The following is a 21,017-nucleotide window of genomic DNA, read 5'->3' as shown; positions in this document are numbered from 1 at the left end:
AAGGCATGCCGAGACCGCTCGTCGTCGGGAACGGAAAGCTGCTGATTAATTTTGATGACAAGCTGCACATGCGAGATCTCTACTTTCCGTATGTCGGTCAGCTGAATCATGTCGGGGGACACTTTAGCAAGCTGGGGATTTGGGTGCAAGGTCGTTTTTCCTGGCTGGATGAAGACGGCTGGACGCGGAAGCTCGGATACGGACAGGAATCTTTGGTGACGGATGTTCATGCGCATCATGAACATCTGGGCATTTCCCTGCAAATCGCGGATGGGGTACATCAGCGTGACCCGATTTATTTGAAAAAGGTGTGCGTTCGAAATCTTACGAGCGAGGTGCGGGAGGTCAGGCTATTTTTTAATCACGACTTCAGCTTGAATGAGACGGAGGTAGGGGATACAGGTGTTTTTGATCCCATCTTGCGCACCATTTATCATTACAAGCGCAATGTGTACATCATGGCGAATGGAAAAACGGATACGGGTGGGATTAATCAATATAGCGTGGGAATCAAACGGTTCAACTATGCAGAGGGGACCTGGAGGGATGCGGAGGATGGTCTTTTGTCTGGCAATCCGATTGCACAAGGCTCCGTAGATAGTACGATCTCCTTTTCCCTCATACTGCAACCGCAAGAAGAGAAGGCGCTCTTTTACTGGATGTGCATTGGTGAATCGTATGAGGATGTCAAAGCATTGAACCAGTATGTAATCGAAAGTGATCCGGAACGTTTGCTCAGTCGGGTAGCGGTCTATTGGCAGCGTTGGGTTAACAAGGAGGAGCGGGACTTTGCTGATCTTCCGGCAGAGGTTGTCAATCTGTACAAGACCAGCTTGCTTCTCGTGCGCACGCAAATCGATCAGAACGGGGCTATTCTCGCTGCGAATGATTCGGATATTCTCCAATTCAATCGCGACCATTACAGCTACATGTGGCCTAGAGACGGGGCGTTGATTGCGAGTGCGATGGCGAAAGCGGGCTATACGGGAGTGGTCGCACCATTTTTTCGATTTTGCGCCGACGCATTGAACAAGGACGGGTATTTACTGCACAAGTACAATCCGGATGGGTCTGTCGGCTCCAGCTGGCATCCATATATCGTTGACGGAGAAATTCAGCTGCCGATTCAGGAGGATGAGACGGCGCTAGTGCTGTACGCGCTCTGGGAGCAATACAAGAGCGGCAAACAAATTGAAGACTGCCAGGCGCTCTATCCCACGTTGGTTCGTCCAGCGGCTCGCTTTTTGCTGGAGTATGTCCATTCTGAGCTGCAACTCCCTAAGCCAAGCTACGACTTATGGGAAGAGCGAAGGGGAATTTTTACGTTTACTAGCGCTACGGTTTTCGCAGGCTTGATGGCAGCAGCTCGTTTCGCCCAACTGTTTGGGGATGATCGACGCTACAAACGCTACGCGGAAGGGGCAGAGCGCATTCGTGGGGCAATGGAAACGCATCTGTACGACCCTGAAATCGGGCGTTTTCTGCGTGGGATTTATGTAAGAGCAGATGGGAGTGTCGAAAAAGATTTCACGGTGGAGAGCAGCTTGTTCGCCTTATTTGCGCTTGATGTGTTTTCCGTAGACGATCCAAGAGTTGAGAGGACGATGGAAGCTGTCAAAAAGAGTTTGCGGGTAGACACTGCGATCGGTGGAATAGCTCGCTACCAAGGGGATTACTATTTCAAAAAATCGCATGACACGGCGAAAGTACCGGGCAATCCGTGGATCATTTGCACCTTATGGGTGGCTGATTGGGAAATTGCCAAGGCGAAATCGCTCGAAGAACTCCAAGTGCCAAAGAACAGATTGGCCTGGGTCGTACGTCATGCCCTACAAAGCGGCGTGCTATCCGAACAGCTCGATCCGTATACAGGTGCTCCGGTATCAGTTGCACCGCTGACGTGGTCGCATGCTACTTATGTTGCCACTGTTTTGCGTTATTTGGAGAAGATGAATGAGTTGCGGTAACGAGGGGAGAGATGAGGAGATGACAACGATCCGGTTCGGTACGGACGGTTGGCGTGACATAATCGCAGATGGCTTTACTGTCGAGAATGTCCGCATTGTCGCACAAGCCATCGCCAGCTATACCAAGGAAATCGGGCAACAGGAGCAGCCTATTTTGGTCGGGCACGACACGCGTTTTTTGGGGAGACGCTTTGCGGAAGAGGTTGCTGCTGTCCTGACCGCCAATGACATTCGAACCTATTTGGTGAACGAAGCAGCGCCAACGCCTGCCGTAGCCTTTGGCGTGAAGCATTTTGCGGCGAGTGGCGCAATCATGATCACGGCAAGTCACAATCCGCCCGAATATAACGGCATCAAATACATTCCGGACTATGCCGGACCTGCAACGCCCGCGATCACGCAAAGATTGGAAGAGTGGATCACCGAAACCTGCCAGGTGAAATCGGTGCGGACGATTTCACTCGCGGAAGCAAAGACCCGCAAGTTACTGCAAATCATTGTGCTGCGTCCTCATTACGAGGCGCATCTTAGACGGATGATCAACATGGACGTTTTGCAAAAGTCTTCCTTATCTGTTGTTGTCGATGCCATGCATGGTGCCGGCATGGGCTACGTGAGCGGTTTTTTGTCAGAGGCTGGGGTGAAAAACGTCGGAATCAGAGAAGTCCCGGACGCGGCTTTTGGAGGGGATTTGCCTGAGCCAAACGATAAGCATTTGCATTTGCTAAAAAAAGAAGTGGTAGAACGCCAAGCATCTCTTGGTCTTGCCAATGACGGCGATGCGGATCGCTTCGGAGTCGTCGACCGCTTCGGGCAGTACATCACGCCAAACGAAGCACTCGTTCTCCTGACCTATCATTTGCGAAAAAATCGAGGCTTGACCGGACGGATTGTCAGGACAGTAGCGACCACACATCTACTGGATCGGATGGCAAAGCATTATGGTCTTGAGCTGGTGGAGACGCCCGTTGGCTTCAAGTACGTCGGTGAAGAAATGCGCAAAGGCGATGTGCTCATTGGCGGAGAGGAAAGTGGTGGGGCCAGTATTCTTGGTCACATCCCAGAGAAGGACGGCGTCCTCATCAATTTGTTGCTCGCCGAGATGTGCGCGTATGAAAACAAAGGGATCGATCAAATATTGCGAGACGTATACGAGCAGTTTGGCGAGCTATTCCATACGCGGCTTGACATGAAACTGCCAGAAAAAGATCAATGGATACAGCAAATGATCGCCAAGCCACCTGCACTCATTGGTCCTTATCAGGTTTTGGAGATTCAACGAGTGGATGGGGTCAAGCTGTTGCTCGAGGAAGGACATTGGGTCTTGATTCGTCCTTCTGGCACAGAACCGCTGGTACGCATCTATTGTGAAGCAACAAATGCGACTGCCTTGCAGAAGCTACAAGATGCTATTCGCGAATGGTTTTTGGAGATTAATGTGTAAAAGGATGAGAGGAGAGCCTGCATGGATGTGCGAGGTTCTTCTTTTTTGTGTAGGTTTCTGTTATGTGGCTGCGGGGAAGAGAAGAATATTTCCAGTCTAGGCTCCAGGCTCCGTCCCACAGGGAAGCCTGGACTGCCCGCTCCGAAGGGATTAGCGGGGAAACGCAAAAGTGGTAGCCGCTTCGACGTATGGGCACGTTGCGTTTCTGTTGCCCGCCAATCCCTTCTCCGCTCGGTAAGGACTCCACAAGTCGCTACGTCTGGAAATATTCTTCTATAGCGTAACTGATCACATTCTTCAATCTTTTAGGGCATTTAAATATCGGATCACACTGAAAGCTTGTAGAGGAAACAGGAGAAAAAAGCGAAGATCTTAGGGACACCGACCGAGACGCAATGCAAAAAGCGAAACATGCTCTTAAGCGTCCACCTCTGAAAACACATCCTGAAAGGACTACTTTGGACGCGGTTTCGCTTTTTGCATGGAGTCGTGCAGTCAATCCCCCAGGGGGTGGCCCTAGAATCTGAGCGTTTTCTCCTGTTTCCTCCCCACCACAACAGCACCATAAAAGAGTCTTCTATTCTCCATGAATCAGATAGAATCAATCGTTATACACTACATAAAACAGGTGCTATTGGTGGACATTCAACCCATTTACCAAATGAAAAAAATGAGGTATTCTTGTCCATATGCAATCCTTTCATTGGAATCGGACAGGATTTCCTGACCTCACCAGTGCAAAGGATTTTTTGCCCCCTAGAGGAATTGTCTGAATGATCGTAGTAGAGCAATCTTCATTAATTTTGTTTTAACGTAGTTCGAAGTCGGTACTGATGAGAGATGATGAGAAACGATGCGGATCGATCAGCATATATTGCAAGCTTTTTTACAGGAAGTTCAAGTGGAGAGTCTGTCGCCGGATGATCCAGTCGTGGTACACCACACACCGTACCCGTGGGAGTTGGTCGGTACCGGCAATTATGCTGCCGTATTTGCCCACCCGGACTATCCGAAGGTAGTGATCAAGCTGTACGCACCTGGAAGACCAGGAGCCGAACAGGAAATCGAAGTCTATCGCAAGCTTGGGGAGACTCGTTCCTTCCCCGTCTGTTATGATTATGGGGAGGGATACTTGGTCATTACGCGGATGAACGGCATACCCCTGTTTGACTGTGTTCGCTTCGGTATCCCGATTCCTCTGCAAGTGATTGAAGACGTGGAGGAAGCGCTAGAAGAGGCACGCAGGAAGGGATTGTTTCCGCATGATGTCCATGGGAAAAACGTTTTAATGGATCAGGGACGCGGTTATTTGATTGACGTATCAGATTACTATGTCAATGATACAGACACGAAATGGCGTGATTTACGCAAGGCGTATTACAAGGTGTATCTGCCATTTATCAAAGATCGTGGATGGAAAATTCCATTGTGGATGCTGGAAGTCGTGCGAAAAGGCTATCGACTGTACAAAAAAGGAAAGCGCTTGTTCACGTAGACTGTCTCTGGTAAAATGATCATTTGACATTGTGTTTGTACAGTTGCTGGTCGAAGCAGAATAAGGAGGACATTCCATTGTGGTATTATCTCATTGCGGCAGTAATTATTGCGCTTGATCAGTTTACAAAGTATTTAGTCGTGAAGTATATGGAACTGGGGCAATCTATTCCTTTGATCGCGGACGTATTTCATCTAACTTCCCATCGAAACATGGGAGCGGCATTTGGCATCTTGCAAAATCGACGTTGGTTTTTTGTTGTCATTACCATTGCCGTTGTGATTGGGATTGTCATTTCATTGATTCGCTTAGGGAAAAACCAACCTCGTGCATCGCTGGCGCTGTCTTTGGTCTTAGGTGGAGCCATCGGGAATTTCATTGATCGTGCGATGACTGGTCAAGTCGTCGATTTTCTCGATTTTACGTTGATTAACTTCCCGATCTTTAACGTGGCTGATATGGCGATCACGATTGGCGTGGGGATTTTGCTTCTGGATGTTTTTCTGGATGGGAAGAAAAACAGATAGTCATGAGAATAATAATGAAAAAGCTCGGATAGGTGGAGAACATACATGAATGACACGCAATTGTTTGAACGTTACGATTGGACGGTAGAGCCAGCGGATGCGAACGAGCGCATCGATAAGTTTATCACGCTGCAAAATGAAGATTGGTCCCGTTCACAGGTGCAGGCTTGGGTGAAAGAAGGCCGTGTCACTGTAAATGGTGAACCGAGTAAAAACAACTACAAGCTGCAAGTAGAGGACGAAGTGACCCTGCGTGTTCCACCACCAAAGGAAATGGCGATTCAGGCAGAGGAGATGTCACTCGAGATCATTTACGAGGACAGCGATGTCGTTGTCGTGAATAAACCACGTGGCCTCGTCGTGCATCCTGCTCCTGGTCATTACAGTGGGACACTCGTCAATGGACTTTTGGCACATTGCATGGATTTGTCGGGAATCAATGGCGTATTGCGTCCCGGAATTGTCCACCGCATTGACAAGGATACATCCGGTCTGTTGATGGTAGCCAAAAACGACAAGGCACATATGGGTTTGGCTGAACAATTGAAAGCACATACGGTCGATCGAAAGTATGTCGCGATTGTTCATGGAGTCATCCCGCATGAAATGGGAACGATTGACGCACCAATTGGGCGCGATCCGAAAAATCGCCAGCAAATGGCGGTCGTTTTTGAGAACAGCAAGCCTGCTGTCACGCATTTTATCGTGCTGGAGCGTTTCAAGGAGTACACGTTGGTGGAACTGAAGCTCGAAACAGGACGGACCCATCAAATTCGCGTACACATGAAGTACATTGACTATCCACTGGCTGGAGATCCGAAATACGGTCCGAAAAATACATTGGAGCTCGATGGACAAGCACTGCATGCGACAACACTGGGCTTCATCCATCCCCGTACAGGAGAGCAGCTCGAATTCGAAGCGCCAATGCCGAAGGAATTACTCGACGTCATAGAAGTTCTCAGACAAGCGTAAGAGAACAGGAGGAACAACCGTGCTAAAAAGATTAGCGCATGTGACACTGTACGTTCACGATTGCGAAGATGCATTGCGGTTTTACACAGAAAAACTCGGTTTCGAAAAACGCATGGATTCTCGCATGGATGATGGTTCTCGTTGGCTCACCGTCGGTCTTCCTGGGCAGGAGATAGAGATCGTCTTGCATGACCCTACCCATTGGCATCAGGAAGAGGTTGCGCAGGAAATGCTTCGTCAGGTGGGCAAAAATCCCATGTGGGTATGGGAGACGGATGATTTTTGGTCCACATACGAAACACTGCGTCAACGTGGTGTGAAGTTTGTGAGTGAACCAAACGACGTGATGTATGGGATTGAGGTTGTTTTCGAGGATCTGTATGGCAATCGTTTTTTGTTGTTGCAGCCAGTCTTCATGTGACACTTACATAATGGTAGTTGGATTGGAAAACGCTAGTAGAGAGCTTATTACTTTCTTCTGGCGTTTTTTTTGCATCATTCAATAGAGAGTGTAAGGAGTGAATGCCTGTGAACGGAAAATGGGGGATGCTGATCAGCCTTTTTGTCCTTGTGGTTGTACTTGTCACAGCAAACGGTGAAGCAAAGGTGGCAGCCCAAAGCCTAGGTCCAGAGCGTGTGAACAAGGAAATAAGCGTTCCAGCGAAAATTGCTTTTACGAGCAACCAGCATTTGTTTTTGGTAGATGGACGGGATGCAACGGGAAAGATAAAGCAAATCACAAAGGACGGCTATGCAGAGATTGTGGGCTGGTCGCCGGATGGCAAGTGGCTGCTGTTCGTGAAATACAAAGGCAATGACAATTACTCGACACCGGGCTACGTGTGGATCGTTAGAGCAGATGGAAGCAAAGCTGTGCAGGTGGACGAGCGAGCGGTTTTTGAAAAGCCAAAATGGTCCCCGAAAGCGAACAAGCTAGCGTACACCGTGAATATCGGCAGCAATGAAGAGCCGAGACCATTGCTGATTGTAAAAGACGTCCAGGACAGTGGCGAATTAGCCTTGCAAAGTACAACGAAGGCTGATTACGCAGATTTTGCTTGGATGCCGGATGGAGAAAACATGCTTGTCTCGCTACCCGCCGAAAAAAATAAGCCGATGACGCTGGCCTTGCGCACACTTGTAGGCAAACCGCTGGCTGCCTACCCAATTGCAGAACCGCCAAAAGTAGAGGAAGGAATCTACCCATGGGCAGCGACAGGCTTAAAAGTATCCCCGGATGGTAAGTTTGTCGCCTACTTCGTCAGGTATAACTCCGGCTCCTTGTCTGCTGATGGCGTACCTATTCAATGGTTTGATTTGACACAGCCTAGCAAAAAGCCAATAGAGCTCGGTACAGGTTTGGCGTATCCTGATTGGCTTACCTGGACACCAAATAGCGAACAGCTCGCTTTTATCGATGGCACTGACCGGATCGCCACGACTAACAAGCAGTTGAAGCTGGCGGATCGAGCAGGAAAGATCAAAACAGTCAGCCCTGGTCCAATCGTGGTAGATACTTATCCGGTATGGATTCCAAAAGCTCCGTACACGCTACTTTTCACTAGGGGCTTGGCTACACAGTATTCGTACGACCCAAAGAAGGTCATGGTACCGGAACAAGGTATCTGGCGGCGATCCGCAGATGGAGCTGAGCAGCAGGTGACAAAAGGGGATGCGAATACAGCGGATTACTATCCTGCGCCATCTCCAGATGGGAAACAGCTTCTTTTCTTGCGGTTGGATCGAGCGGAGCATGGCTCCCTGTTTATCCAAGGAATAGGCGAGGATGCGGACAAACAAATCGAGCTGATCAAAAACATTACAGGGGACATTGGTTATTATGCAAACTACTTGCCACCATGGGTCAGCGTCTATTGGGAATAGTTAGACTTTTCCGGGCTGCATTGACACCCGTCCAGAATCGTGACATAATTCTACATGACGAATGGAACCTTTAAATCCAGTCCAGTGAGGCTGGCAAGGGCACGGAATGACAAGCAGGCGGGACTCTTACAGTCCGGTCAGTTTGTCCGAGGGCTTCTTGTCTCCTGACAAGGAGCCTTTTTTCGTAAGGTCCACTGTTCCCGTCAAGAAGGGGGATATTGAGATGATCAACAAAAGCGTTATTATGGATGAAGCGGCGATCCGCCGCGCGCTCACTCGAATCGCACATGAAATTATCGAGCGAAACAAAGGCGTCGAGGATCTCATTATCGTGGGCATTAAGACCAGAGGGATCTACCTCGCGCAACGTCTCGTGGAAAGAATCGAAATGATTGAAAATGTGAAAGTGCCAGTCGGTGAGCTGGACATTACGTTTTATCGTGACGATCTGCAGCACAAGTCTGAAGATGCCATTTTGCAAGGCTCCAAGCTCCCGGATCAAATCACAGGCAAGACTGTGATTCTGGTGGACGATGTTCTCTATACCGGACGCACCGTACGTGCTGCTTTGGATGCACTTGTTGATAACGGGCGCCCACGGATGATTCAACTGGCTGTCCTGGTTGATCGCGGTCATCGCGAGCTGCCCATCCGCCCTGATTTCGTCGGAAAAAACCTCCCAACTGCTCGAACGGAAATTGTCGATGTACAATTGGCAGAAGTGGACGTTATGGACATTGTGTCCATCCGACAGCTACTGTAAAAATAAAATACCTCCTCTTTAAAAACGATCCCGTGAGGTCGGCAAGAGGCAAGATACTTCCCATGAGCATGGCGAAGCTAGCCTCTTTGTGTCCGCACAAAGAGGTTTTTTGTTTGAAACAAAGATAAAACAGGGGGCATACAGGCATGAGCCAAAAAAATTACATCGATGTAGACGAAACACCACATATTTCGCGATTGCTGCCACTTAGTATTCAACACTTGTTTGCCATGTTCGGCTCGACTGTACTCGTACCGATCTTGACAGGTCTGGACGTAGCAACGGCCCTCTTGGCGAGCGGGATCGGGACACTTCTGTTCCTGTGGATCACCAAAGGAAAGCTTCCGAACTATCTCGGTTCTTCCTTCGCCTTCATCGGTCCGATTATCGTCGTGAGTCAATCGCATGGCGTAGGGACGGCGCTCTTAGGCTGCTTCCTCTCCGGGATTGTGTACATCATCGTCGCCGGAATCGTGAAGAAAGCAGGAGTCAAATGGCTTGATCGGGTACTGCCACCAGTCGTCATCGCATCCGTCATCGTTGTGATCGGTCTGAGCCTGGCTGGCGTAGCAGTAGACATGGCAACGAAAGTCACCGTAGACGGCCAATCGCAAATGTCACTGACTTCAATTGAAATCTCGCTCGTTACGGTGGTCATAACCGTGCTTGCAGCAGTCATGCTACGCGGTTTCCTTGGTCTTATCCCAATCTTGATCGGAATGGTTTCAGGTTATGTATACACACTGCTGCGTCACCCTGATCTGATTCATTTTCAAACAGTGAAAGATGCACCATGGGTTGTTGGATTCAGTGAAATGTTTACCTCTCACTTCAAATTTGCAGAAGTGACGAGTGCAATGGCGAATCCAAGTGCTTGGCTCGCTGCCCTAGTTATCGCACCAGTCGCTTTTGTCACACTGGCGGAGCATCTCGGTCACTTGCTGGTAACGAGCAAGGTCATGGATCGTGATTTGATGAAAGACCCGGGATTGCACAGAAGTTTACTTGGGGACGGGATTGCAACGTCACTCGCTGCGATTATGGGCGGTCCACCAGCAACGACGTACGGTGAGAACATCGGAGTCCTTGCGATTACTAAGGTATACAGCCGCGTCGTCATCGGTTTGGCTGCTGTGCTCGCGATTATGTTCGCCTTCGCAGGTAAGATCAGTGCCTTCTTAATGACGATCCCAACGCCGGTACTGGGCGGTGTCTCCATCATCTTGTTCGGTATCATCGCTGCACAAGGCTTGCGGATGTACGTCGAGCACAAAGTAAATTTTGCAGACAAGCGCAACATGATTCTCGCAGCGGTCATCCTCGTCACGGGAATCGGCGGATACAAAATCAGTTTTGCAGGTACAGATATCGCATTCCTGAACGATCTGACCATCGATAATATCGCACTCTCTACCTTCCTAGGAATCATTCTGCACCTGATCCTTCCAGGTAAAGAGTCCGCGATGGGAGAAGCGCACCGTGAAGAACAAAAATAAATAGCCTAAACGTTCCCGATCCTTTAAATCCAGTCCAGAGAGGCTGGCAAGGCAAAGAACGCTGTTTTGGCTGCCCAAAAAGGCACTCAACCAGCTTCTTGTCTCGCTTGCCTCCAGATGCAAAGCGATGCCAAGAAGCTTTTTCTTTTGACCAAAATGAAGCGGAGGGATTCATGATGAAAAATGTAGCGCACCTGATTGGCCTCAAAGACTTATCGAAAGAACAGATCATCCAGCTCCTCGAGCGAGCAGAGTATTGGGCTGCCAGACCTACTGAGCAAGCGGATATCCTGCGAGGACGGTTTGTCGCGAATCTGTTCTTCGAGGCCAGCACCAGAACCCGCTTTTCTTTTGAAGTAGCACAAAAGCGACTGGGCGCACATGTATTGAACTTCATTCCGGAAACCTCCTCTACGGTAAAAGGCGAGACAGTCTATGATACGATCCGTACCTTGGAAGCAATGGGTGTGGAAGCAGCCGTTATCCGCACCAAGAAAGAAGGCCTGCTACAAGAGCTGGCAGAAAGTGTCGACCTGAAACTGATCAATGCGGGAGATGGAACCAATGAGCATCCGACCCAATGCCTGCTTGATCTGCTGACGATGAAAAGGCAGTTTGGCAAGCTCTCTGGTCTGACGGTAGCGATCATTGGAGACCTGCGCCACAGCCGCGTGCTTGGTTCTCACCTCCATGCGCTTCCGAAGCTGGGTGTGAATCTGCTGCTTGCAGGGCCTCCTACGATGATGCCAGCGCCAATCCCGCAAGGTGTCAAAATCGTGGAAATGGAAGAAGCGGTTCAAACCGCAGATGTGGTTATGATGCTGCGCGTTCAGCTAGAGCGCCATGCAGACTCCCTCTATCTATCGAAGGAAGAGTACCACAAGGCACACGGGCTCACGCTGGAAAGAGCCAAAATGATGAAGTCCGGCGCAGTCATCATGCATCCGGCACCCGTCAATCGCGGGGTTGAGATCCATACCGATTTGGTAGAATGCGAAACGTCCTTGATTCAAACCCAAGTGACCAACGGAGTCGCAGCAAGAATGGCAGTTCTAGAAACTCTTTTGAAAGGGAGCGAAATGACATGGGAATCATCCTTGGCAACGGCAACGTACTAAATCAGGCGGGGGAACTCACCCCGATGGAAATATTGGTGGAAAAGGGAAGAATCACAGCGATGGGGGAAACGCTCGATCGTGAGGGGCATGAATGGGTCGATTGCCACGGCGGCATGATTAGCGCGGGTCTCATCGATGCCCACGTACATCTGCGTGAGCCAGGCTTTGAACATAAAGAAACGATCGAAACAGGGGCAAAAGCAGCCGTGCAAGGCGGATTTACAACAGTAGCATGCATGCCGAACACACGACCGTCCATCGACAGTGTCGAGACAGTGACCTACATTTTGGACAAAGCGAGCGAGGCAGGTATGGCGCGCGTAATCCCGTATGGTGCGATTACCGTTCGCCAATTGGGAAAAGAGCTGACAGATTTCGCTGGGTTAAAAGAAGCAGGGATCTTCGCGCTGACAGATGACGGTGTGGGTGTGCAATCAACAGCGATGATGAAAAAGGCTATGCAAAAAGCAGCAGAGCTCGGTATCTCCATCGTCGCTCACTGCGAGGACGAAGACCTGTTGATCCCGGGAGCAGCTTTGCATGACGGGGTGGTAGCAGCTCGACATGGACTCGCTGGAATACCTTCTGAGTCAGAATCCATCCACGTTGGCCGCGATATTTTGCTGGCAGAACAGACAGGTGTGCACTACCACGTATGCCACATCAGCGCGAAAGAATCTGTGAGACTAGTACGCGACGGGAAACGCGCTGGCGTAAATGTAACGTGTGAAGTCAGTCCGCATCACCTCTTGCTGTGTGACGAGGATATCCCGGACAATCTGGATACGAATTGGAAAATGAATCCGCCGCTGCGCTCTCGTGAAGATCGCGCTGCACTGATTGCGGGATTGAAAGATGGCACCATTGATATGATCGCCACAGACCATGCACCACACACCCAAGAGGAAAAGGCAAACGGGATTAACCGTGCACCGTTCGGAATTGTCGGACTGGAAACAGCATTCCCGCTCCTGTACACAAATCTCGTGCAAAACGGAGAGCTGACCCTGAAGAAGCTGGTTGAGCTGTTGACTGTGAAGCCAGCAGAAGCATTCAAACTGCCATACGGGCGTCTGGAAGTAGGCGCACCAGCAGACCTGACTGTGATTGATCTGGAAACGGAAAAAACAATTGACCCAAGCACATTCGCAAGTAAGGGAATCAACACACCATTTGCTGGGTGGGTATGCAAAGGCTGGCCGACCCTGACGCTGGTAGATGGCAAGATCGTATATCAAAACGTGTAAAAACGACTTACAGACAAGACACAAGTTTTTACACGACAATGGAGGAGGAGCATAAATGCGTGCAAGATTGATCTTGGAAGACGGAACGGAATTTATCGGGACGGCATTTGGAGCGACAAAGGAGTCTTACGGGGAAGTAGTTTTCAATACAGGGCTGACTGGCTATCAGGAGGTTTTGTCCGACCCATCCTACTGCGGACAGATCGTCACCATGACATACCCGCTGATCGGAAATTACGGGATCAATCGAGACGACTTTGAAGCTGTTCGTCCATACATTCACGGCTTCGTTGTTCGCGAGCATTGTGAGGCACCGAGCAACTGGCGCAATACGAACACACTCGATGAACTGTTGAAAACCTATGACATCCCGGGCATTGCCGGAATCGACACCCGGATGCTGACGAGAAAAATTCGTTACCACGGCACGATGAAGGGGATGATTACGACCAGTGAAGCCCCGTTGGCTGAATTGGTTGCGTCCTTAAACGGCACGACATTGATGACAGACCAAGTATCGCGCGTTTCTACGAAAAGCGTCTTCAGCTGCCCAGGTACAGGTCATCGGGTAGTGCTGGTAGACTTCGGAGCCAAGCACGGGATTTTGCGCGAGCTGACAAAGCGCAACTGCGACGTAGTGGTCGTGCCTTACAATGTGACAGCAGAAGAAATCCGCCGCATTCAGCCGGACGGGATACTCTTGTCCAATGGCCCTGGGGACCCGAAAGACGTACCGCAAGCCGCAGAGATGATTCGCGAAATCTTGGGTGAATATCCTCTGTTCGGAATTTGCCTCGGTCACCAGCTGTTCGCACTGGCATCTGGCGCTGACACGACGAAAATGAAATTCGGACACCGTGGCGGCAACCATCCGGTAAAAGAGCTACCAACCGGACGCACATATATCACATCCCAGAACCACAGCTATGCAGTCAAAGAAGACTCGCTGGCAGGCACGGAACTGGAAGTTACACATATCGCACTCAATGATGGCACGATCGAAGGCGTACGTCATGCAGCGAAGAATGCATTCTCAGTACAGTACCATCCAGAAGCAGCTCCAGGGCCGTATGATTCCGGCTACCTGTTCGACCAGTTTCTTGCGATGATGGAAACCGCTAAGGAGGAAAAAACTCATGCCAAAACAAGATAATCTGAAAAAAATCCTCGTAATCGGCTCTGGACCAATCGTCATCGGGCAGGCTGCTGAATTTGACTATGCAGGCACGCAAGCATGCGAAGCGTTAAAAGAAGAGGGTATGGAGGTAGTTCTGATCAACTCCAACCCGGCGACCATCATGACCGATACGAACATGGCTGACAAAGTATATATCGAGCCAATCACACTTGAATTCGTAGCGCGAGTCATTCGTCAAGAGAAGCCGGATGGACTTCTACCTACGCTTGGAGGTCAAACAGGCTTGAACATGGCTGTTGCCCTCTCAGAAGCAGGAGTTCTCGAGCAAGAAAATGTGAAACTGCTCGGAACCAAGTTGGAATCGATCAAGCAAGCAGAAGACCGCGACCTGTTCCGCTCACTTATGAATGAACTGGGCGAGCCTGTACCTGAATCAGTCATCGTGAGCACGGTAGAAGAAGCTGTCGATTTTGCAAACGAAATCGGTTATCCAATCATCGTTCGTCCTGCGTACACCTTAGGTGGTACAGGCGGCGGAATTTGTGAAGATGAAGAAACCCTCCGCGAGATCGTCGCAAGCGGATTGAAATACTCCCCAATCACGCAATGCTTGATCGAGAAAAGCATTGCCGGTATGAAAGAAATCGAGTACGAAGTGATGCGCGATGCCAACGACAACTGCATCGTAGTCTGCAACATGGAAAACATCGACCCAGTCGGCGTGCATACAGGTGACTCCATCGTAGTCGCACCTAGCCAAACTCTGGCTGACCGCGAATATCAAATGTTGCGTACATCTGCACTGAACATCATCCGAGCGCTTGGTATTGAGGGTGGTTGCAACGTACAATACGCACTCGATCCACACAGCTTCCAGTACTACGTGATCGAAGTAAACCCGCGTGTGAGCCGCTCTTCTGCACTGGCTTCCAAGGCAACTGGCTACCCAATCGCAAAGATGGCAGCCAAAATCGCAATCGGATACACGTTGGATGAACTGAAAAACCCGGTGACAGGCCAAACGTACGCATGCTTCGAGCCAACACTGGACTACATCGTCAGCAAAATTCCACGCTGGCCGTTCGACAAGTTCCAATCCGCCAACCGCAAGCTCGGTACGCAAATGAAAGCGACGGGTGAAGTCATGGCGATCGGACGTACTTTTGAAGAATCGATCATGAAAGCCATCCGTTCCTTGGAAATCGGTAGCTATCACATCGAGATCAAAGGAGCAGGAGAAATCAGCGAGCAAGACTTGAAAGCTCGACTGGTGCACGCCGATGACGAACGCCTTTTCCTCCTGGCAGAAGCACTGCGCCGTGGCTGGACGATCGAAGAACTGCACAGCCTGACCAAGATCGATCTGTTCTTCCTGCACAAGTTCCATAAAATGATTGTCTTTGAAGCTGAACTGGCAAAAGGCTTGACGAGCGAAAAGCTGTACGAGGCAAAACGCATGGGCTTCACGGACCGCAAAATTGCAGAGCTGTGCGGTGAGACAGAAGAAGCGGTACACGCAATGCGCAAAGAAAAAGGCTTTGTACCTGTATATAAAATGGTAGATACTTGCGCGGCAGAATTCGAAGCGCAAACACCGTACTACTACTCCGCGTATGAAGTGGAAGACGAGCGCATCGAGACTGGCAAGAAGCGCGTGGTCGTATTGGGCTCCGGACCGATCCGCATCGGCCAAGGAATCGAGTTTGACTATGCAACTGTCCACGCTGTATGGGCACTGAGAGAAGCGGGTTATGAGGCTGTCATTATCAACAACAACCCGGAGACCGTTTCAACAGACTTCAACACTTCTGATCGCCTGTACTTCGAGCCACTGTACATCGAGGACGTCATGAACATTCTCGATGTGGAAAAACCAGAAGGTGTCATCGTACAATTCGGTGGTCAAACCGCGATCAACCTGGCTGACAAGTTGACTGCACGCGGAATCAAAATCTTGGGTACGAGCTTGGAAAACATCGATGCAGCGGAAAACCGCGAGAAGTTCGAAGCGCTGTTGCGCGAGCTGGACATCGCTCAACCACCAGGCAAAACAGTAACTTCTGTCGAGCAGGCAGTTGTGGCAGCAGAAGGTCTTAGCTTCCCTGTCCTGGTTCGCCCATCTTACGTACTTGGCGGACGTGCGATGGAAATCGTCTACAACGAGTCCGAACTGTTGGAGTACATGGAAAAAGCGGTGAAAGTAAATCCTGATCACCCTGTCCTGGTAGACCGTTACATGGTCGGGGTAGAAGCGGAAGTCGATGCGATCTGCGACGGCGAAAACGTCCTGATCCCAGGCATCATGGAGCATATCGAACGCGCGGGAGTGCACTCCGGTGACTCCATCGCCGTATATCCACCGCAATCCTTGTCTCAAGCGATCAAGGATGAGCTGATCGACATGACGACGAAGCTGGCGCGTGCGCTGCAAATCAAAGGCCTGCTCAACATCCAGTTCGTCATCTATAAAGACCGCCCATACGTGATCGAGGTGAATCCGCGTTCGTCCCGTACGGTGCCGTTCCTCTCCAAAGTAACGGGGATTCCGATGGCGAACATCGCAACGAAAGCGATCCTTGGTCACTCGATTATCGAACAAGGCTTTACACCGGGCTACCATCCAGAGGAGTCGATGGTTTCTGTCAAAGTACCAGTCTTCTCCTTCGCAAAACTGCGCCGCGTCGATATTACACTCGGCCCTGAAATGAAATCGACCGGAGAAGTCATGGGACGCGAGAGCACATTGGCAAAAGCATTGTACAAGGGTTTGGTCGCAGCGGGCATGAATATCCCGACACAAGGCACCTTGCTCGTGACTGTTGCTGATAAAGACAAGGAAGAAGCGCTAGACATCGTGAAACGCTTCCGCCACCTCGGCTTCAAGCTGATGGCGACCGCAGGTACAGCAGACTATTTGGAGCAAGCGGGACTGCAAGTGACTCGCGTAAGCAAACTGTCCGAAGGCACGCCAAACCTGTTGGATGTCATCCATACAGGCGAAGCGAACATCGTACTCAATACACTGACAAAAGGCAAAACGCCACAACGTGACGGCTTCCGCATCCGTCGGGAAGCAGTAGAAAACGGAGCAGTATGCTTGACTTCACTGGATACAGCTTCCGCTCTCCTACACGTACTCGAGACGATCACATTCTCCACAGAAGCAATGCCAGCCCAGCGTGCTGGTGCAAAAGTGGCAATTACCGTATAAGTGACCGGAGCAAAGAAAAGGGGGAGAGCAGTGTGCAACATCAATTGACCGATATACGCGAACGCATGATTGTTGCGCTCGACTTTTCCACACTGGATGAAGTCAAGAAGTGCATCGAGCCCCTGCAAGGGCATATCCGCTATGTAAAAGTGGGGATGGAGCTTGCATACGCAGAAGGACCAGCAATCGTTTCCTTCTTGAAGGAAAAAGGACTCAAGGTGTTTCTAGACTTGAAGGTTCACGATATACCCAATACAGCCAAAGGCGCGATGAAAAGCCTGGCACGTCTCGGAGCAGACATGGTAAACGTCCATGCGGCTGGCGGCGTAGCCATGATGGCGGCAGCGAGAGAAGGCTTGGAGCAAGGGACAGCGGCAGGTGCTGCTCGTCCCCTCCTGATTGGTGTGACGATGCTGACATCTACTGGTTTGCAAACGATGAATCAAGAATTGGCGATTCCAGGTGCGGTAGAAGATGTCGTCGTGCACTATGCGCTGATGACCAAGCAAGCTGGTTTGGATGGGGTAGTTGCATCTCCGCTAGAGGTACCGATGATCAAAAAAGCTGCTGGAGATGCATTTGTCACAGTAACGCCAGGAATTCGTCCACTGGGAGCGGATCAAGGCGATCAAACGCGTATCACTACGCCAGAACAGGCATTCCGTTTGGGCAGTGATTACCTCGTGATCGGACGCGCGATTACGGGTGCAAAAGATCCGGTAGGTGTTTGGCAAAGTATCGTCACCGCAGTGGAAAAAGATCGTTCGTAAAGTAGCCAGCTGGAGGGAATAAGAGAAATGACGACAATGACAACCGCTAAACATATTGCAGCGAACCTTCTCGAAATCGGAGCAGTCCATCTGCGACCAGAGCAACCCTTTACATGGACGTCCGGGATCAAATCCCCAATTTATTGCGACAACCGGATCACGATGTCCTATCCGCATGTGCGCCGCGCCATTGCGGAAGCATTTGCCGATTTGATCAAAGAGCAGTACCCAGATGCGCAAGTCGTGGCTGGAACGGCGACTGCTGGTATTCCACATGCTGCATGGGTAGCAGAGCTGCTTGATCTACCCATGATTTATGTACGGGACAAGGCAAAAGGCCATGGTCGCCAAAATCAGATTGAAGGCGCATTGGCGGCTGGTCAAAAGGTCGTCGTGATTGAAGACCTGATTTCCACAGGAGGCAGCTCCTTGAAAGCAGCGCAAGCTGTGCAGGCTGAGGGTGGAGAGGTACTGGGGGTCGTAGCCATTTTCAGCTACCAATTCCCGGATGCCCAAGCCCTGTTTGAGGAGGCAGGCATTCCTTGCTCCACCATATCGAATTACACAGCACTTTTGGAAGTTGCATCAGAGCAAGGGGTTATTACAAGCGAACAGGAAAAAGTATTGGGCGAATGGCGGAAGTCCCCGCGTACTTTTTTTGAATAATGAGTGATACATGATGGAGAGTAGGGCGGCGATCAAACCGTCCTACTCTTTTTTGTTTCGTCGTGGATGACAATCTGGACCCCTACGGATCGATAGAACTGGAGTATATCGTCGGCACTCATTTCGAAATGGCCCAAATCCTCTGGAAAAAGAATTCCAGACGTAACAGCTGAGCGTTCGTTTTGCCGAATGATTTGTTGTGCAAAAATGGCAGCCCCCATCGCAGTCAGGTGAGTCTGCCCTTTCGGATCAGTGATCTCGACTTGACGTTTTACGTTCATGCCATGCTGATTGCGCCCATTTATTTGGATGACAACATGGTGAGGAGATCCTGTGCCTGGATTGTACAGTATTTTTTGACGTGTGCTTTTGCTAAGCAGGTTCCATATCCGACTTTTTACCAATGAAACGAGTGCCAAAGTAGATAGTTTATTGTCGAAGGCGATGCGAAAATCAGCGGTTGTTACGTTTGGGGCTTTTACGAGCGTCGTGTGATCCGGTGTGTCAAGTCGATAGCATTTCGTATGATATCCGTTCGGAAAAGTGACGGGTACCGGATCTGACAAGGGTGTGACTTGTTTTACGCCAGTGGGTGTGGTGACAGAAAACGGAATCGTCATGCGATCCATATAGTCGGTGGAATCTGGACCCGCTTTGTCTTGAAGTGAATAAAGGGCGTGCATATGAATTTGAACATCTTGTAGGGAAGCTGCATGTATGCTTGCGAGAAGCGCTACAGTTCCACCCATCCATCCTGAGGCTAGAATAACTGGAGAGCCAATGTTCTCATTCTTCAAGCGTTCGATCGATCGTGTAAATCGTTCTGTCCAACGCGTGACGTCAATGAAAGGGATCTGTCGGCGAACCGCAGCAAGAAGCAGAGTGTCATCAGGATCATTTACTACACTAATAATCAAGTTCAAATCATCTGGTGCATGGGCGAGAGGATCGGATTTGGAGACGTCTAGGAGGAAGGGCTTTAGCCTAGTGGACGCAAAAGGCAAAGGCTTTCCCGCAGACCTTCCTCCCAGCAATAATTCGAGAGTAGGGTGGTGATCGTGCAGAATCTTGGCGATTTGGCTCCCAACCGTTCCGTAGCCTCCAACAACTAAAGCTTTAGTGAGATTCATGAAAATACTCCTCTGATTAAATGTTTATTTGTTTAAGTTCATTAACGAATAAGTGTGAAAAAACAGGGACATACTGTCCCTTTTCGCAGCGATTTGAAATCAGCTGCATTCTTCTTCGACGAAAGTCACCAATTGCTTAAAAAGTCTGATCGCCTCTGTAATTTCAAGCCGATAAAACATTTCCGTTCCTTTCTTTTGAACGTTTACTAGGCCGGCTTGCTTTAATATTTTCAGGTGATGAGACACTGTAGGTCTAGACATGGGAATATGCTCGGCGATTTGGGTTACGTTCATACTTTCCTTGTCGATGAGAAGTGCTACGATTTGCTGCCGAATCGGATCACCCAAGCCTTGGAAGTATGGACTTAGCTCCATAAATATTTGAATCGCTTTTTCATTGCAAGTTGGATTCGTCATTGCACACTCCGTTAATAAACTTAATCATTTAAACCAAAGTATATGTGTTCTTCCTTATTTTTGCAAGTCATAAAAACGTTGATATATCAGCAAAAAAATAAGAGGAAGAGAGATTGGTCAGATGCAATAGGAAAGAAAAGTAGGGAATAGTAAGGGGGGTTACCAAAAAAGTAAAGGTGGGTGCTTGTGCATGATAATAGGAATCGGGAGCCTGGGCTCTCTTATGAAAACAGGGAAGGTAAAGAAAATCATCGGTGCAGCTTTATTATCTGTTACCCTTATGTTTTCTCTTCCTCATACGGGACTGGCAGTGGGTAAAGGTGCTCATGGGCCAGATATTTATGTGATTCAGGGGATGTTGAAATCATTAGGTAGTTACTCGGGCCAAATCAATGGATACTACGATGATGTAACCGTACGCGGTGTGAAACATTATCAGAAAAAACATGGATTGCCGGTTACAGGAAATGTGGATAATCGTACGTTCCAAAGCATTGTTTATTCCTATGATAATATCAAAACTGGCAAACGCGGCCACGGAGGCGGCAAAGGTCACGGAGGCGGAGCGGGTCATGGTGGCGGTAAAGGCATCGGTGGCGGAGCAGGCCAAGGTGGTGGTAAAGGCATCGGTGGCGGAGCAGGCCAAGGTGGTGGTAAAGGCATCGGTGGCGGAGCAGGCCAAGGCGGAGGTATGGGCGGCGGAGCAGGTCAAGGCGGAGGCATGGGCGGCAGAGCAGGCCAAGGCGGAGGTATGGGCGGCGGAGCAGGC

At 49.9% G+C, this 21,017-nt stretch carries 18 protein-coding genes; 16 read left to right on the top strand and 2 right to left on the bottom strand.

The window, feature by feature from the left end; genetic code table 11:
- The first annotated feature begins 5 nt into the window (after positions 1-5).
- The 15 genes from ACFYU8_RS07725 (at position 6) to pyrE (ending at position 18,701) form a co-directional block, all read left to right on the top strand.
- Complete coding sequence (locus tag ACFYU8_RS07725; protein ID WP_390294291.1) at positions 6-1,967, top strand: glycoside hydrolase family 15 protein; 1,962 nt, start codon at positions 6-8, stop codon at positions 1,965-1,967.
- A 19-nt stretch (positions 1,968-1,986) separates the two neighbouring features.
- Positions 1,987-3,411: a phosphoglucomutase/phosphomannomutase family protein gene (locus ACFYU8_RS07720; protein WP_390294293.1), complete on the top strand. Its 1,425-nt coding sequence runs from the start codon at positions 1,987-1,989 to the stop codon at positions 3,409-3,411.
- Between the two features lie 853 nt (positions 3,412-4,264).
- The gene (locus ACFYU8_RS07715; protein ID WP_390294295.1) at positions 4,265-4,906 is read left to right on the top strand and encodes a serine/threonine protein kinase; all 642 of its coding nucleotides are present in this window, start codon (positions 4,265-4,267) and stop codon (positions 4,904-4,906) included.
- A gap of 77 nt (positions 4,907-4,983) precedes the next feature.
- Complete coding sequence (gene lspA, locus ACFYU8_RS07710; RefSeq protein ID WP_390294297.1) at positions 4,984-5,433, top strand: signal peptidase II; 450 nt, start codon at positions 4,984-4,986, stop codon at positions 5,431-5,433.
- Between the two features lie 45 nt (positions 5,434-5,478).
- Positions 5,479-6,408: an RluA family pseudouridine synthase gene (locus ACFYU8_RS07705; RefSeq protein WP_390294299.1), complete on the top strand. Its 930-nt coding sequence runs from the start codon at positions 5,479-5,481 to the stop codon at positions 6,406-6,408.
- Between the two features lie 19 nt (positions 6,409-6,427).
- Positions 6,428-6,829 carry a VOC family protein gene (locus tag ACFYU8_RS07700; RefSeq protein WP_390294301.1) on the top strand — a complete coding sequence of 134 codons (402 nt, stop codon included), beginning with the start codon at positions 6,428-6,430 and terminating at the stop codon, positions 6,827-6,829.
- Between the two features lie 101 nt (positions 6,830-6,930).
- Positions 6,931-8,292, top strand: coding sequence for a TolB family protein (locus tag ACFYU8_RS07695; RefSeq protein WP_390294303.1), 1,362 nt, complete (start codon positions 6,931-6,933; stop codon positions 8,290-8,292).
- Between the two features lie 223 nt (positions 8,293-8,515).
- Positions 8,516-9,055, top strand: coding sequence for a bifunctional pyr operon transcriptional regulator/uracil phosphoribosyltransferase PyrR (pyrR, locus tag ACFYU8_RS07690; protein ID WP_390294305.1), 540 nt, complete (start codon positions 8,516-8,518; stop codon positions 9,053-9,055).
- A gap of 146 nt (positions 9,056-9,201) precedes the next feature.
- Complete coding sequence (locus ACFYU8_RS07685; RefSeq protein ID WP_390294307.1) at positions 9,202-10,551, top strand: solute carrier family 23 protein; 1,350 nt, start codon at positions 9,202-9,204, stop codon at positions 10,549-10,551.
- A gap of 176 nt (positions 10,552-10,727) precedes the next feature.
- Entirely contained in the window at positions 10,728-11,669 is a 942-nt protein-coding gene (locus ACFYU8_RS07680; protein WP_390297184.1) for an aspartate carbamoyltransferase catalytic subunit, read from the top strand.
- Entirely contained in the window at positions 11,636-12,916 is a 1,281-nt protein-coding gene (locus ACFYU8_RS07675) for a dihydroorotase (protein WP_390294309.1), read from the top strand. The genes ACFYU8_RS07680 and ACFYU8_RS07675 overlap by 34 nt, the downstream gene beginning before the upstream one ends.
- A 55-nt stretch (positions 12,917-12,971) precedes the next feature.
- Positions 12,972-14,069, top strand: coding sequence for a carbamoyl phosphate synthase small subunit (locus tag ACFYU8_RS07670; RefSeq protein ID WP_390294311.1), 1,098 nt, complete (start codon positions 12,972-12,974; stop codon positions 14,067-14,069).
- The gene (gene carB / locus ACFYU8_RS07665) at positions 14,053-17,265 is read left to right on the top strand and encodes a carbamoyl-phosphate synthase large subunit (protein WP_390294313.1); all 3,213 of its coding nucleotides are present in this window, start codon (positions 14,053-14,055) and stop codon (positions 17,263-17,265) included. The genes ACFYU8_RS07670 and carB overlap by 17 nt, the downstream gene beginning before the upstream one ends.
- 32 nt (positions 17,266-17,297) lie before the next feature.
- A complete protein-coding gene (gene pyrF, locus ACFYU8_RS07660; protein ID WP_390294315.1) occupies positions 17,298-18,035 on the top strand; it encodes an orotidine-5'-phosphate decarboxylase in 738 nt (245 codons plus the stop codon).
- A 27-nt stretch (positions 18,036-18,062) separates the two neighbouring features.
- Complete coding sequence (pyrE, locus tag ACFYU8_RS07655; RefSeq protein WP_390294317.1) at positions 18,063-18,701, top strand: orotate phosphoribosyltransferase; 639 nt, start codon at positions 18,063-18,065, stop codon at positions 18,699-18,701.
- Positions 18,702-18,733: 32 nt separating this feature from the next.
- On the opposite strand, the gene ACFYU8_RS07650 is transcribed toward pyrE, so the two are convergent.
- Positions 18,734-19,831, bottom strand: a complete 1,098-nt coding sequence (locus tag ACFYU8_RS07650) for a saccharopine dehydrogenase (RefSeq protein ID WP_390294319.1) — start codon at positions 19,829-19,831, stop codon at positions 18,734-18,736.
- Positions 19,832-19,930: 99 nt separating this feature from the next.
- The gene (locus ACFYU8_RS07645; protein ID WP_390294321.1) at positions 19,931-20,248 is read right to left on the bottom strand and encodes an ArsR/SmtB family transcription factor; all 318 of its coding nucleotides are present in this window, start codon (positions 20,246-20,248) and stop codon (positions 19,931-19,933) included.
- Between the two features lie 190 nt (positions 20,249-20,438).
- On the opposite strand from ACFYU8_RS07645, the gene ACFYU8_RS07640 reads away from it, so the two are divergent.
- Positions 20,439-21,017 (top strand): peptidoglycan-binding domain-containing protein (locus tag ACFYU8_RS07640; RefSeq protein ID WP_391365577.1); only part of this gene is annotated, 579 nt, incomplete at its 3' end.

Origin of the sequence: Brevibacillus sp. NPDC003359 (genome assembly GCF_042878995.1) — a bacterium.
GTDB lineage: Bacteria > Bacillota > Bacilli > Brevibacillales > Brevibacillaceae > Brevibacillus.
Note: the sequence above shows the minus strand (reverse complement) of the source record. Positions and strands in the feature narration are given on the sequence as shown.